Genomic DNA, 14,728 nt, shown 5'->3' on the forward strand with positions numbered 1-14,728 from the left:
ACCAACAAGCCGCACCTGCAATTTAGGAGCATCTTCATCCATGATTTGGTGTCCACCTATTTTTTGGTGGACACTTCATGCCTCAGAGCGCTGCGCCTCAAAAGGCGCACCGAAATTCGCGCTTACATTTTAGGTACGCATCATATCGTTCCACATCCCAGCTATTGTCCGCGATAAGGCCGGCACCGATGTCGCGACCTCGCTCAGTGTCAATGACGACGCTAAGCGCATGGCTTCGCATGATCCGGTCCACGTCGGCTGGAGAAGAAATATAAAAGCCGCCCGCCATGCCGGAAGGTTCATTCTCAGCCAGTTCTAGCTCCTGAACGAACATTCCCGCGCTGATCTGATGGAGACGGATCCTCTTTTTCACTATGAATCCCGTGAGTTGCATTAGATTGCACTGACACAGCCTTGGGTAAACGCTCCGCTTAGCATCCAATCTCGATGATTTGGGTCAACACCCGCCACAGACAAGGCCAGTGCGGACAAATGACCTGTAGTTGCAGGATAGCAATTCCAAATACAATCATCATATGAACGCGGATGCTGCCAAACTAGCTGAAGCGCTCCACTTTTCGAAAGCCATTGCTCATACTGGGCGATAGTGCATTTGCGATTAATTAATTGAAGTGCGTCAGTATTATTTTCGAATCAATTTGCGTCGGACGCGCATTTTCTGGGAGACCGCAATGCATATTCTTAATCGTGGCGCGAATGCTATATCTGTTCTTGCCGCTATTTCCAAATCTCAGGCCATGATCGAGTTTGATCTTTCCGGCAAAATTCTCACCGCCAATGAAAACTTCTGCAGGGCCCTCGGCTACAATCTTCCGGAGATTGTGGGAAAACACCATAGCATGTTTGTTGAGCCGGCTTATGTGGCCTCGCCGGACTATAAGGCATTCTGGGCAAAGCTTGCCACGGGAGCCTTCGATCAACAGCAATATAAGCGCATCGGCAAGGGCGGCAAGGAAATCTGGATCGAGGCCTCCTACAATCCCGTTCTTCGCCGCGGTAAGCCCGTTAGGGTGGTCAAGATCGCAACGGATATCACCGGGCAAAAATTGAAGGCTGCGGAAGATGCCGGCAAGATCGAGGCTCTATCACGCGCACAAGCCATCATTGAATTTACGCCCTCCGGAGAAGTCCTGACCGCCAACCAAAACTTCCTCACCGCCCTTGGCTATTCGCTTACGGAGATCCAAGGCAGACATCATTCGATGTTTTGCGACCCGTCCTATACGACGTCGAGCGCATATCGAGACTTCTGGGCGACGCTTTCCAGCGGCGGGTTGGTTGCAGATGAATTCATGCGAATTGGAAAGGGCGGCCGCAAGGTTTTCATCCAGGCGTCCTACAACCCAATTTTCGACCTCAGCGGGAAGGTGTTCAAGATTGTCAAGTTCGCGACAGACGTGACCGCGCGGGTTGAGAACGTCGACCAACTGGCCGAATGCCTTACCAATCTTGCTGAAGGCAATCTTTCGCAGGCGATCGCAAAACCCTTCATCCCCTCACTTGAACGGCTTCGCGGCGATTTTAACGGCGCATGCGATAAGCTCAGCCAAGCCATGAGTACTGTTGCAGATAACGCACATGCCATCTCATCCGGCTCAAACCAAATAAGGGCGGCAGCCGACGATCTCGCCAAGCGTACCGAACAGCAGGCAGCCTCCATTGAGCAAACGGCGGCCGCGCTCGAGGAAATCACGAGAGCAGTCAAGGATTCCAGCCGCCGTGCCGGAGACGCCGGTGGGCTCGTTGTAGAAGCGCGAAAACATGCCGAGCATTCGGGTGAGATCGTCCGAAATGCAATCGGTGCCATGGACCAAATCGAAGCATCGTCACGCGAGATCTCGAACATAATCGGTGTCATCGATGAAATCGCATTTCAGACGAACCTCCTGGCGCTGAACGCGGGCGTTGAAGCGGCAAGAGCCGGCGACGCCGGCAAAGGGTTTGCCGTTGTGGCTCAAGAGGTTCGCGAACTCGCCCAAAGATCGGCGAAGGCAGCAAAGGAAATTAAAACCCTGATTACCGCCTCCGGTGCACAGGTCGCCAATGGTGTCGCCCTTGTCACCAATGCCGGATCAGCTCTTCAGGAGATAGCCACCCAAGTCCAGGAAATCGATACCAATGTAGCGGCCATCGTAGAGGGCGCGCGTGAACAATCGACGGCGCTCGCAGAAATCAGCCAGGCCGTCAATACAGTTGATCAAGGTACGCAGCAAAACGCGGCCATGGTGGAGGAGCAGACGGCCGCCAGCCACAGTCTCGCCCGAGAAGCGACGGCTTTGTTCGAACTGCTCGCGCAGTTCCGATATGACGGCGATGTGGGAACCTCTACAGCGGGCACGGCGGATCAATGGTCGCTCAAGCCTATAAACAAAATGCATGCCCGCCCGCAGGCGGACTTTGTCAGACTGAAATCAATCGCCACACCAGCAAAACAAAGCGCATAGAAATTAGCCGGTCCGCCTTGACGAACCATATTGCGTAACGGCTACGAAAACGCGGATTTATGTGGCGCAAATACCGCCAACCGATAACGAAACGGCATTGGCAGCCAGAAGTGGTCACCAGCGCCGTTAAACAACCTGTCCGGAAACATGGCGCAAGCCGACTTATACCGTGTGATCGGAATGTCATGCTCTCATCTGCGTCAACATGGCTGATGTTGTCTGCAGCAGTTTTGCGATAGTGCTCCTCACGACAGATAGTGTCGGGTAGTAGCCTGGAAATAATCAAAATGTGGGATTGGTTCCCTATAGTCTTCCTTCCGCTCAAGCTTCTCGTGTTGGGCAACAACGCGGCGTACCAGCTACGAATAGCTGACCGCGCCGCCTGAGAATGCGGTCTTTCCCGCGACGACATCCCACTATTCAAAGTCCACTGGCGGAGAGAGCCTGAGAAGCTTTTCGCGCCGCATCCGCCAGGCACCGTAAACAATGCTACGATCGCGATAAGCCCACGACCCCTGTTCTCGACCGCAACGAAACTGCTTCGTTCGAAATCAGAAGTCTCGCCGCCGAACCGCCGACCTCCTCGGCCGCCGATCGGCACCCCCTGAAAACAACCGTTCTTTGATGACTTCCATCCGGTTCGATTGTCATTCCACACAGCACCAGTTCGCTGCCGTGACAGGTTGCATGCGCAGCTATCGGCGTGCGGCAAGAGCCGTCGAGGGAGCGAAGAAAAGACCGCTCGCAGCGCACCGCATCTGCAGTGGCCTCATGATCAAGAACGGATACCAGTTCGGTTACCAGACTGTTTGCAACCGAGCTTTCAATACAGATGGCACCTTGAGCGGGCGCTGGCGGAAAGTCGCTGGGATTGAGGATCTCCGTTGCCACTTGTCCCAGCCCAAGCCTGTTGAGACCCGCTTGGGCGAGCAAAGTGGCGTCAACGACGCCACTTTCCAGCTTTTGCAGTCTTGTCCCAACCAGACCACGAAACGGCACGACGACGAGATCCGGTCGGTGTAACGCAAGCAAGGCCTGTCTTCGTATTGAAGATGTGCCCACCACCGCGCCGGGCGGCAACTCCCAAAGCCGACAGCCAGTCCGGGAAATGAAGGCGTCCCGCACGTCTTCTCTAGGCAGGCAGGCGCTTATATGGAGGCCTCGCGGAAGCACCGTGGCGACATCCTTGCAGGAGTGCACCGCAAGGTCGATCTCTCCGGATAACAGCCGCTCCTCCAGTTCTTGCGTGAAGAGGCCCTTTACACCGATGTCAGGAAGCGGCTGCTCCCTCAATTGATCACCCTTCGTCGTCAGTGATACGATGATAAAGGCTTCGGAGGGCAGCCCGTGACACGCGGCCAGACGCGCGGCAACTTCAGAGGCTTGGGCGCGCGCAAGTGGGCTTGCCCGCGTGCCGATCTTGATTGGCTTTGCGCCTGATAAGCGAATGCGGACGGTCATTAGGCCGCGTCCCTTGCAAGGGAAGGCGAAACCGGAGCGGTGAACTGCAGTTCGGCGAGCCTGGCATAGATCCCGCCCTGACGAACAAGACTTGCGTGGGTTCCTTCCTCAACGATCCTACCCTCGTCCATCACTAGAATCCGATCTGCCTTTAATACCGTCGCGAGCCGATGGGCAATCACGATCGTGGTTCGGTTTTCCATAAGGCTCTCAAGCCCACTTTGCACGAGCATCTCGCTTTCGGCGTCGAGGGACGCGGTGGCTTCGTCGAGAAGGAGGATCGGGGCGTCTTTCAGCACCGCTCTAGCGATCGCAAGTCTCTGGCGCTGGCCACCCGAAAGCGTAAGCCCTTGCTCGCCCAAGACCGTCTCGTACGCCTTCGGAAGGGCCAATATGAAGGCATCTGCCTGCGCCTTTGAAGCTGCGGCCTGAATTTCTTCGGCAGTTGCATCTGGTCGGCCAAGCGCAATATTCTCGCTGATCGACGTTGCAAAAATCGTAACGTCCTGCGGGACAATGGCGACCTGACGGCGAACTTCCTCCGGCGACAAACTCGCAATTTCACGGCCATCAAGCGATATCTGCCCCGATTTCACCTGGTAAAATCCAAGCAGAATCGAGAACAGGGTGCTCTTCCCGGAACCTGACGGTCCGACGACTGCCACCGTTTCGCCGGGTGCCACGCGCATTGACAAGCCCTTAAGCACCTCTCGTTCGGGGCTACCAGGATAAGCAAACCGCACACCGCTGAACTCGACAGAGCCTGAGACCGGCAATGCTAACCGTCCCATTCCCTTTGCAGCCGACCGATCATCCTCTTTCTCGTCCATCAGTTCGAAGAGCCGTCCGGCAGCCCCGGCCGCTTGTGCGAGCTCACCCCAAACTTCCGAAAGTGATCCGAGCGAACTTGCGGCGATCACCAGATAAAGAAGAAACTGGCTCAAGCTGCCGGGCGACATCGCACCTGACATGAGGTTCTGTGCACCAATCCAAAGAACCCCCACGACGCTTGTGAATATGAGTGCGATTGCAAAGGCAGTCAGTAAAGCTCTCGATCGGGCGGCGATCGCTGACCTGGCATAGGAAGCCTCAATATCGCGGAGATATCTGCGCTTGGCGGTGTCCTCTGCATTGAAAGCTTGGATCGTGCGACTCCCTAAGATGATTTCGTTCGCGAAGGCGGACGCCTCGGCCAAGGCGTCCTGTGCGGAGCGAGATTTTTGGCGAACTGAGCGACCGAATACGACAAGCGGGATCACGATGAGCGGAATCGCTCCGATCGTTATCGAAGAGAGCCTGGGGCTTGTTATGAACATCATTACGAGTGCACCAACGCACAGGATGGAGTTGCGAAGTGCTACTGAGGCCGCCAAACTGACTGCCGATTTGATTTGTGCCGTATCTGCGATTAACCGGGTCGAAATTTCTCCGGCGCGATTCACGTCGAAAAAGCTTGCCGGAAGGTGTACCACTCTCCCAAAGGCGGAAAGCCGAAGGTCGCTGACTAGTCTTTCTCCAAGAGCCGCGACGAAGTAGTAGCGGCAAGCACTGGCGATAGCGAGAGCGACGGCCATCGCGATCAGCATCAGAAAATAGCGATCCATAAAGGCGCCGTCCGAGCGGCTGAAGCCATGATCGATCATGCTTCGCACGGCGGTCGGCAAAGCGAGAGAGATCAGTGCCGCGGCGGTCAAGGAAGAGATAGCTCCGCCTACGAGCCAACCATGCGGGCGCAGGAAAGGAATAAGTCGCCCCAGGCCTGCGAGCGAACGAGTTGCACGTTTGGATTTACGACCCCTGACGTCAGAGACAAGGGACATACCATCGGTCGATTCTGCTGGACGGTCGTGGCTTGCGATCATCAAGGCCTTGAGCTCCTGTTTAGAAATTTACGCCTTTTCTGTCTTCACACGGCGCTTTCGTCTTTGATGACGATCAATTTGTTGTCGGACAGGGTTGCTCACATCAGCGCGAACATACGAAAGGCATGAAAGGATTGGAAAAGCATCTTTTCCGCAATCGAATGACGCCGAACGCCACACTCTTAATTCGCCTTCAGGCGGCGGCCCGCGCCAGCGCACAGCGCGACCACAGCGCATGCAGCGCACCGACCAGCTGCTCGATATCGCCATCCGAATGCAGCGGCGTCGGCGTGATGCGCAGGCGCTCGGTCTTCTTCGGCACGGTGGGATAGTTGATCGGCTGGACATAGACGCCGGCGTCGAGCAGCAGATCCGAAATCCACTTGCACTTGGCAGCATCGCCGACCATGACCGGCACGACATGGCTCGGGTTCGGCATGTGCGGAATACCGGCCGCATCGAGCTGCGCACGCAGCTTGCGCACGCGATCCTGATGGCGCATGCGTTCGAACTGGCTGACCTTCAGATGCTGGATAGAAGCGACAGCGCCCGCGGCCAGAGCCGGGGGCAGCGAGGTGGTGAAGATGAAGCCTGACGCAAACGACCGGATGAAATCACAGAGCGCGGAGGAAGCAGCGATATAGCCGCCCATGACGCCGAAGGCCTTGCCGAGCGTGCCTTCGATGACAGTCAGACGATCCATCAGTCCCTCGCGCTCGGCAATGCCGCCGCCGCGCGGGCCGTACATGCCGACAGCATGCACTTCGTCGAGATAGGTCATCGCGCCATACTTGTCGGCGAGGTCGCAGATTTCCTTGATGGGGGCGATGTCGCCATCCATGGAATAGACGCTCTCGAAGGCGATCAGCTTCGGCGCCTTGGGATCGGCCGTCTTCAGCTTGGCTTCGAGATCGTGCAGGTCGTTATGCTTCCAGATGACCTTGTCGCACTTCGCATAGCGGATGCCTTCGATCATCGATGCATGGTTGAGCGCATCCGAGAAGATGATGAGGCCGGGAATGCGCGCGCCGAGCGTGCCGAGCGTCGCCCAGTTCGAGATATAGCCCGATGTGAAGATCAGCGCCGATTCCTTGCCGTGCAGATCGGCGAGTTCCTGTTCGAGCAGGACGTGATAGTGGTTGGTGCCAGAAATATTCCGGGTGCCTCCCGCACCCGCGCCACAGTGATCGATGGCCTCTTTCATCGCCTCGATCACTTTCGGATGCTGGCCCATGCCGAGATAGTCGTTGGAGCACCAGACGGTCACTTCCTGAGGGCCATTGGCCGTATGCTGGATTGCGCGCGGGAAATTGCCGCGGCGGCGTTCCAGATCTGCGAAGATCCGGTAGCGGCCTTCCTTGTGAAGACCTTCCAGCTCGCCCTTAAAAAATGCTTCGAAATCCATCATCTGCTCCTTCGATTTCCCGAAGGTGTATCCGAGATACTTTGAGCGGTATTTGACTTTCGTCAAGTTGGAATTCGAGTGGTGCCAATCGTCTTCACTTCGGCTGGCAGTAGTCGTGTCGCGTCTCTGGCAATCTTTGACCTGGATCAATCACTCGCAACGCGGGGCACGGTAAAACGGCCGCATGATCACCCTTCCCAGCTTTGCAAAATTGCTTACAACCCTCGCACAGCCGTCACGGTTTCTTGAGTTCGCCGAGCGGGTTCTACCGTCGCTTGGTGCATTGACGGCCCTTTTGCTGGTCGGCGGCCTCTGGCTCAGCTTCGGCACGGACAGCGATTACCAGCAGGGGGAAACGGTCAGGATTATGTACGTCCACGTCCCCTCGGCGTGGATTGCGATGCTCTGTTATTGCGTGATGACCGGAAGCGCCATCGGCTCGATCGTCTGGAGGCATCCGCTGGCCGACGTCGCGGTCCGTGTCGCGGCTCCGCTTGGCGCAGCGTTCACATTCGTATCGCTCGTCACCGGGGCGATCTGGGGCAAGCCGATGTGGGGCACTTGGTGGGTTTGGGACGCGCGGCTTACGTCGATGTTCATCCTTCTCATCCTCTATCTCGGTATTCTGGCGATCAACAGGGCAATCGACGATCCCACCCGCGCAGCCCGGGTGACCGCGGTGCTGATCATCGTCGGCTTCGTAAACATTCCTATTATCAAATTCTCTGTGAACTGGTGGAATACGCTGCATCAGCCGGCGAGCGTGCTCAAATTGAGCGGCCCGGCTCTCGACATCGAGTTTCTCCGGCCACTTCTTCTGATGGCGCTGGCTTTCTCTACCCTTTTCGCGACCCTCTATGTCGCGTCGATCCGAAACGAAATCTGGCGCAGAAAGTTAATCTCTCGCGACAGAATGGCCGCAAGGACCGCAGCGTACCTGGAGAATTGAAATGAATCATCAATTTTACGTCTACTCAGCATACGCAATCACGTTCTTGGTCATGTCCGCAGCTACAGCCAGGATTTGGCTCGCTGGCCGAACATATCGTCGTCGCGTCGAGGCGCTCATGCCGGTACGTGTCGCGCGGATGAGAAGCGATCGTTAGGATGTATCGCCAGCTGCTCGCGGGGATGCCACTCCTCGCCTTCCTAGGCTTCGCCGGCGCCGTTGCGAGTACGCTCTATCGCGAAACCACCGGTGAATACTCGCCAGCCGCGATTCCATCCGCGCTCATCGGGCAGCCGCATCCCTTCCTCGATCTGCCCTCCATCGGTGGGCTTTCGTCGAACGGCCTCGACGAAAGCATCGTCAAGGGCAAGGTGACTGTGGTCAACGTCTTCGCATCATGGTGCGTGCCTTGTCGACAAGAGCACCCCTATCTCATGAAACTGGCTGAGGATTCCGGAATCTCGGTGGTCGGCATTAACTATAAAGATGCCCCCGAGAACGCCAAGGCCTTCCTGAAGACGAACGGGAATCCGTTCTCCGCGATAGGATCAGATCTCGATGGTCGCGCCTCGATTGACTGGGGCGTCTACGGAGTGCCGGAAACGTTCATCCTCGACAAAACTGGAAGGATCGTTTTGAAACAGGTCGGCCCACTGGACGAGTTGGCGCTCTCGATGAAGATCCAGCCAATGCTACGGAAAATGCTAGCTTCAAACTGAGTGCAGCGCTGCTTCACAGCAAGCCCCTGGCCTCCCCATCTACTTCACGGTTCTGAAAGGGAGTTGGTGGAGACCGGAGACCATGTCGCCGCGCCCCCCCCCTTCGGCAGAAAACATAACTCAGAACAATGCGGAATCTGACCTGAAGCGAAAGGCTCAGGAGAAGCTCGACGGTTCGATGACGGTCTCGGTAACATTTAGACGATCCTTGTAGCCGCTGACGCCCAGACTTTCGACAAGACTGCGCACCGCCTTTCGCTTCAGGTCAGATTCCACATTGCCTTCAAGGGTAACCTGGCCGTTGTTGACGATTACCGTCACCTTCTGTGGCGTGAGGCCAAGGTCGGATCGGAGCCTTGTGCTTACCGCCAGTTTTATGGATTCATCCTCACGAGGAAGCGTCTCTGCCGGGGCGTTAAGTATCATCGCAAGGATGTCGCGGCGGCTGACGATTCCCACTAGCTTCCCATTCTCAACAATGGGGACCCGTTTGATTCGATGAGCTTGCAGGCTCTCGGCAATATCCGAAATCTCGCTGTCCGGCCGAGCAACAATTACGTCCTGGGACATCATGTCCGCCACCGACCAACCATTGCTGGCGATGTAACGTTCGAGGTCGATCTCTGATATCACTTCGGCAGAGCGGAAAGATCGTTGAGGAGGACGAATTTCCCGACGAAGCAGAAGATCGCCTTCCGTGAGCACCCCGCATACCAGTCCCTGATCATCGATGACGGGAAGACCGCTGACATTGTTCTGCAGCATGAGCGCTACCGCATGGCGAATGCCGACCGCAGAGCTGATCGAGATTACATCTCTGGTCATAATGTCCTTCGCCTGCATGTCATCTGCCTCGCATATCGGGGTTATTGCGAATCAAACGTATCGCAGCGTTTCCAAGGGCGCTTTGATCCTAGTCAAGAATCAGGCGGATTGAGCAGCTCGGCAAGCCGCGCCTCTTCCTCGTCGCTCAGAGGCTTGCCGGTGGGCTTGCCGGCGCGGCGGCGGGCGTAGACGACCAAGGCCAATCCGCTCACAACGAAGAGCGCGATCGGCGCCCCCCAGAGTATGTAGGTCTTTTCGCTCAAGCGCGGCTTGAGCAGCACGAACTCGCCATAGCGGGAAACGATATAGTCGAGCACCTGCCGATCCGTATCGCCGTCGGCAAGTCGCTTGCGCACGAGCAGGCGCAGGTCGCGGGCAAGATCCGCGTTGGAATCATCGATGGATTGATTTTGGCAGACCATGCAGCGCAGTTCGGCCGAAATCGTGCGCGCCCGCGCCTCCAGAGCCGGATCGGCTAGAACCTCGTCGGGATTGACGGCAAAGGCTGGCAGCGGCGCCAGTAGCGGGATGAGGCAAAGAAACAGCCGCATGACGCCGCCGAGACCGCGGATACCGGCAAAGCGGGTTGTCGGCCGATAGCTGCTCATTCTGCCGGCTCCATCGCCGGGCGAGCCGGCTTCGCCTTGCGGCTGGGAGCGCCGACGCGCAGGCGGCGGTCGCTGAGCGACACGAAGCCGCCGATCGCCATGACCAGCGCGCCCATCCAGATGCAGAGGATGAAGGGTTTCCACCAGATGCGCACGACCGTGCCGCCATCCTTGCCGGCATCGCCGACCGACACATAAAGCTGGCTAAATCCAAGCGTGAGAATGCCGGATTCGGTGGTCGCCGTACGGCTCGCGGTGAAGACACGTTTGGCGGAGGACATTTCCGCAAAGGCGACCCCGCCGCGGCTGACCGTGAAGCGGGCACGATCCTCGGTAAAATTGGGGCCAACGCCCGGCTGCATGCCCTCGAAGCGCAGGCTGTACCCCCCAAGCTCAGCGGTCTCGCCGGGTTTCATGCTGGTGATGTTCTCGCCCTCGAAGGTCGTCACCGCAATAATGCCAAGCACGGTGATGCCGAGGCCCGCATGCGCCAGCGCCGTGCCGAAAGCGGAACGCGGCAGCCCGCTGAGGCGCCGCCAGGCCACATTCGCAGCCACCTTGCCGACACCGGCGCGATACCAGAGATCGGCCAAGGCGCCAAAGATCAGGAAGAAGCCGGCTGCAAGACCGAGAACGGCAAGTACCGGGCCGCCATGCCGGATGTAAAACAGAACCAATCCGGCGATGAAGGCCAAGCCTGCGACGACATAGAGTCGCTGCAATGCGCCGAGCAGGTCGCCGCGCTTCCAGGCGAGCAGCGGGCCGAACGGCACGGCAATGAGGATCGGCGCCATCAGCAATCCGAACGTCATGTTGAAGAAGGGCGGACCGACGGAAATCTTGTCGCCCGTCAGCGTTTCAAGCGCCAGCGGATAGAGCGTGCCGGTCAGCACCGTGCCGCAGGCAACCGTCAGGATCAGGTTGTTCAGCACCAGTGCTCCCTCGCGCGAGATCGGTGCGAACAATCCGCCGGCGGCAAGCTTCGGCGCGCGGAAGGCGAAGAGCGACAGCGCCCCGCCGATGAAGATCAGAAGAATGCAGAGAATGAAGATGCCGCGCGTCGGATCGCTGGCGAAGGAATGGACCGAGGTCAGCACACCGGAGCGGACGAGGAAGGTGCCGAGGAGCGACAGGGAAAAAGTGAGGATCGCCAGCAGCACGGTCCAGATCTTCAAGGCGTCGCGCTTTTCCATGACCAGCGCCGAATGCAGCAGCGCCGTGCCGGCAAGCCAGGGCATGAAGGAGGCATTTTCCACCGGATCCCAGAACCACCAGCCGCCCCAGCCGAGCTCGTAATAGGCCCAATAGGAGCCCATGGCGATACCGAGCGTCAGGAAGCTCCAGGCTGCCAGCGTCCACGGACGGACCCAGCGCGCCCAGGCGGCATCGATGCGGCCTTCCAGAAGCGCCGCGACGGCAAAGGAAAAACAGACTGAGAAGCCGACATAGCCGAGATAGAGCAAGGGCGGATGGATGGCGAGGCCGATATCCTGCAGCACTGGATTGAGATCCTTGCCTTCCGCCGGCGCCGGATTGAGGCGGATGAACGGATTGGAGGTCAGCAGGATGAAGACCAGAAAGGCCGAAGATATCCACGATTGCACGGCCAGCACATTGGCGCGCAGCACATCGGGCAGATTGCGCCCGAACAGCGCAACCAGCGCGCTGAACAGCGCCAGGATCAGCAGCCAGAGCATCATCGATCCCTCGTGATTGCCCCAGACGCCGGAGATCTTGAAGATCAGCGGCATCAGCGAATGGGAATTGGCCCAGACGTTGAGGACGGAGAAATCGGAGGCGACATAGGCGTAGGTCAGCACGCTGAAAGAGAAGGCGACCAGCAAGAACACGACGATCGAGCCGATCGGTGCGATATCCATCATCGACACGTCACCGCGCCGGGCACCGACCACAGGCAGAATTGAGACGATCAGCGCGGTGGCGAGCGCCAGCACCAGGGCATAATGTCCGAGTTCGATGATCATTGCGTCGCCTCCTCGCCCTTCCAGACGCCGTCGGCCTTCAGCTTGTCGGCGACCTGCTTCGGCATGTAGCGCTCATCATGCTTGGCGAGCACGCTGTCAGCAACGAAAACGTCGCTGCCCGGCTCGAACTTGCCTTCGGTCACCACACCCTGCCCTTCGCGGAAGAGATCCGGCAGGATGCCATCATATTTGACCTTGATCGTATCGGTGCCGTCGGTAACGGAGAACTGCACCTGCGTACCCTGGCCGCGCACGATCGAGCCTTCGCCAACAAGACCGCCGAGGCGGATCAGCGTCCCGGCATTGACCGGCGTCTTCGCTAGGTCCGCCGGCATGTAGAAATAGGCGACCGACTGGCTGAAGGCGAAGAGGACCAGCAGCACGGCGACGGCGATGAAACCCATGCCGCCGGCGATGACTGCCAGACGTTTCTGCTTGCGGGTCATTGCTGCGTCACCTCCGTCGGCAGTCCCAATTCCTTCGCCAGCGCCAGAAGCTGCTGGCCCTGCCCTCCATCGGCCGGAAACGCCGCGAGGCCGCGCTTCAGCGCATCGACGGCACGATCCCGGTCGTTCAATACGGCATAGGAGCGGATGAGCCGCATCCAGCCTTCGAAATTCTTCGGATCCTCTTTGAGCTTGGTATCGAGGCTATCGACCATGCCGCGGATCATCTGCTGGCGATCGCCGCTGCTGAGCGCGTTCGCCGCAGCGACGTCCTCGGCGGTCGGATTGCCGGGTGCATTGCCGTTGGTGGATACCTCAGGCCGGCCGCCATTCTTGATGATATGCTCGTCGACGGCCGCGAGCCAGGGCGCGTCCGGCGGCGATTGTTTCGCCAGGGCCTCAAAGGCGGTCTTCGCTTCGGCCGCCTTGCCTTCCTGCTCCAGCGCCAGCGCCAGATAGAAAAGCGTGCGCGGATTGGCGGCATCGAGCGCTTGCGATTGCCGCAGCACGCCACGCGCCTCCGCCGTCACGATGCCGTTTGAAGCGGTCATCAACGTTTCGGCAAGTCCGTCGAGGCGCGTCGCATTCGGTCCCAACAGCCGGATCACATTATGATAAGCGTCTAGAGCGTCAGCAATTCGGCCGGATCGCGAATAGATGGGAGCAATCACATCCCAGCCGCGACCATCGCTCGGCGCGCGGGCCAAGTGCTCTTCCGTTTGACGAATGAGGATTGCCAGGCGTTGACCGGGTTCATCTAACCTTTGCTGCAGAGGCTTCGAAGACAAGTCCGGAGAGCCCAGGACAACATACAAGGATATGCTTCCCACTGACAGGACTGCTGCGACAGCAAGCTTCATCCAGAACATTGAACCTGTCGAGGCGACGAAATCGCGTGGCGCGCTAGCATCGGCCACGCGAAACAGGCGCCTGGCTATCTCCGCTTTCGCGAGCTCGTATTCGGCGGGCTGAATCTGACCGTAAGCAAGTTCGCTTTCGATCTCGGAAAGCTGGTCACGATACACCCAGCCCACATCTACGTTTCCGCCAGCATCGACCGGATGGGGTTTTGACAGCGGATGCAGCAGCGCGGCGGTGACGCCTGTCGCCAGAGCAGCGAAAATAATCCAGATGACCATAGTGAAGGATTGCCCGATTGCGCAGGCAACATATCGCCTTCTTCCCTTCAAACATTGATCCGGATCAATGATCTGGCTTAGGCGGTCCGCCCCGTAAAAACGTAACCCACGCCTCTGACGGACTGGATCAGTGCGGGTGCCCTGGAATCACTCTCGATCTTCCTTCGCAGCCTGACGATCTGCGCGTCGATTGCGCGGTCAAACGCCTCCAAATTTCTGTTCCTGGTCAGATCCATAAGCGTCTCTCTTGAGAGCACCCTTCCCGCATTGCGCAGGAAAACGAGAAGCATGTCGAATTCCCCTGTCGTCAGGGGAACGTCGGCTCCCAAAGGCGACGTAAGCTTTCTTCGCGACACATCCAACGAGAAGCCATCGAACCGAAAAACCTCCTCTACGAGCGCCAGTCCCGCGGATGCGGAGGGCGAACGCCGCCTGAGGACCGTCCGGAGTCGGGCTAGGAGCTCGCGAAGATGAAAGGGCTTGGCAATATAATCGTCGGCTCCGAATTCGAGCCCTATCACCTTATCCGTGACATCATCCTGTCCTGTGAGCATAAGCACAGGAACATCGGAAGTCGCCCTGATCTCTTTCAAGAGCTCCAGGCCGTTCTCGCCCCCCGGCAAAACCAGGTCCAGGAAGACGGCGACAAACCGCGTCCTCGTGAGTTCGACGCGCATCGCGGCGCCGCTGGGCACGCCGGTGACCAGATAGCCGTGGTCCTCGAAATATCGCGCGAGCATTTGCCTGATCCGGGCGTCATCGTCGACCACCAGAATTCGATCCGCTTCCATCTTCCCTCAGAGCCCGCTGAATATCTGGACACATGACATAACGCAGGATCCTGCATGGTTCTACCGGTGTGGC

14 protein-coding genes are annotated in these 14,728 nt (G+C 58.3%); 4 read left to right on the forward strand and 10 right to left on the reverse strand.

Annotation, left to right across the window (positions count from 1 at the left end):
- Nucleotides 1-97: 97 nt before the first annotated feature.
- Nucleotides 98-373, reverse strand: coding sequence for a DUF3391 domain-containing protein (locus tag HGP12_RS32750; protein WP_168880150.1), 276 nt, complete (start codon nt 371-373; stop codon nt 98-100).
- A gap of 319 nt (nt 374-692) precedes the next feature.
- Here HGP12_RS32750 and HGP12_RS32755 point away from each other — a divergent pair, with 319 nt between their 5' ends.
- Entirely contained in the window at nt 693-2,465 is a 1,773-nt protein-coding gene (locus HGP12_RS32755) for a methyl-accepting chemotaxis protein (protein ID WP_168880151.1), read from the forward strand.
- Nucleotides 2,466-2,954: 489 nt separating this feature from the next.
- On the opposite strand, the gene hemC is transcribed toward HGP12_RS32755, so the two are convergent.
- From hemC to hemA, 3 genes are all read right to left on the reverse strand, one after another.
- Complete coding sequence (gene hemC, locus HGP12_RS32760; RefSeq protein WP_168880152.1) at nt 2,955-3,926, reverse strand: hydroxymethylbilane synthase; 972 nt, start codon at nt 3,924-3,926, stop codon at nt 2,955-2,957.
- Nucleotides 3,926-5,788, reverse strand: coding sequence for an ABC transporter transmembrane domain-containing protein (locus HGP12_RS32765; protein ID WP_168880177.1), 1,863 nt, complete (start codon nt 5,786-5,788; stop codon nt 3,926-3,928). The genes hemC and HGP12_RS32765 overlap by 1 nt, the downstream gene beginning before the upstream one ends.
- A gap of 193 nt (nt 5,789-5,981) precedes the next feature.
- Entirely contained in the window at nt 5,982-7,193 is a 1,212-nt protein-coding gene (gene hemA / locus HGP12_RS32770; protein WP_168880178.1) for a 5-aminolevulinate synthase, read from the reverse strand.
- Between the two features lie 184 nt (nt 7,194-7,377).
- Here hemA and HGP12_RS32775 point away from each other — a divergent pair, with 184 nt between their 5' ends.
- The 3 genes from HGP12_RS32775 to HGP12_RS32785 are packed head-to-tail and all read left to right on the forward strand — an operon-like array spanning nt 7,378 to nt 8,861.
- The gene (locus HGP12_RS32775; RefSeq protein WP_168880153.1) at nt 7,378-8,142 is read left to right on the forward strand and encodes a heme ABC transporter permease; all 765 of its coding nucleotides are present in this window, start codon (nt 7,378-7,380) and stop codon (nt 8,140-8,142) included.
- A gap of 1 nt (nt 8,143) precedes the next feature.
- A complete protein-coding gene (gene ccmD / locus HGP12_RS32780) occupies nt 8,144-8,299 on the forward strand; it encodes a heme exporter protein CcmD (RefSeq protein WP_168842843.1) in 156 nt (51 codons plus the stop codon).
- Between the two features lies 1 nt (nt 8,300).
- Nucleotides 8,301-8,861 carry a DsbE family thiol:disulfide interchange protein gene (locus tag HGP12_RS32785; protein WP_168842842.1) on the forward strand — a complete coding sequence of 187 codons (561 nt, stop codon included), beginning with the start codon at nt 8,301-8,303 and terminating at the stop codon, nt 8,859-8,861.
- Between the two features lie 156 nt (nt 8,862-9,017).
- On the opposite strand, the gene HGP12_RS32790 is transcribed toward HGP12_RS32785, so the two are convergent.
- The 6 genes from HGP12_RS32790 to HGP12_RS32815 form a co-directional block, all read right to left on the reverse strand.
- Entirely contained in the window at nt 9,018-9,704 is a 687-nt protein-coding gene (locus HGP12_RS32790; RefSeq protein ID WP_168842841.1) for a CBS domain-containing protein, read from the reverse strand.
- Nucleotides 9,705-9,778: 74 nt separating this feature from the next.
- The gene (locus HGP12_RS32795; RefSeq protein ID WP_205926791.1) at nt 9,779-10,294 is read right to left on the reverse strand and encodes a cytochrome c-type biogenesis protein; all 516 of its coding nucleotides are present in this window, start codon (nt 10,292-10,294) and stop codon (nt 9,779-9,781) included.
- A complete protein-coding gene (locus tag HGP12_RS32800; protein WP_168880154.1) occupies nt 10,291-12,279 on the reverse strand; it encodes a heme lyase CcmF/NrfE family subunit in 1,989 nt (662 codons plus the stop codon). Before HGP12_RS32800 ends, HGP12_RS32795 begins: the two co-directional genes overlap by 4 nt.
- Nucleotides 12,276-12,725, reverse strand: a complete 450-nt coding sequence (gene ccmE / locus HGP12_RS32805) for a cytochrome c maturation protein CcmE (RefSeq protein ID WP_168842678.1) — start codon at nt 12,723-12,725, stop codon at nt 12,276-12,278. The genes HGP12_RS32800 and ccmE overlap by 4 nt, the downstream gene beginning before the upstream one ends.
- Complete coding sequence (gene ccmI, locus HGP12_RS32810; protein WP_168880155.1) at nt 12,722-13,864, reverse strand: c-type cytochrome biogenesis protein CcmI; 1,143 nt, start codon at nt 13,862-13,864, stop codon at nt 12,722-12,724. Before ccmI ends, ccmE begins: the two co-directional genes overlap by 4 nt.
- Nucleotides 13,865-13,941: 77 nt before the next feature.
- The gene (locus HGP12_RS32815) at nt 13,942-14,655 is read right to left on the reverse strand and encodes a response regulator (RefSeq protein WP_168880156.1); all 714 of its coding nucleotides are present in this window, start codon (nt 14,653-14,655) and stop codon (nt 13,942-13,944) included.
- Nucleotides 14,656-14,728 lie beyond the last annotated feature (73 nt).

Source organism: Rhizobium sp. P28RR-XV (genome assembly GCF_012641385.1).
Taxonomy (GTDB): Bacteria; Pseudomonadota; Alphaproteobacteria; order Rhizobiales; family Rhizobiaceae; genus Rhizobium.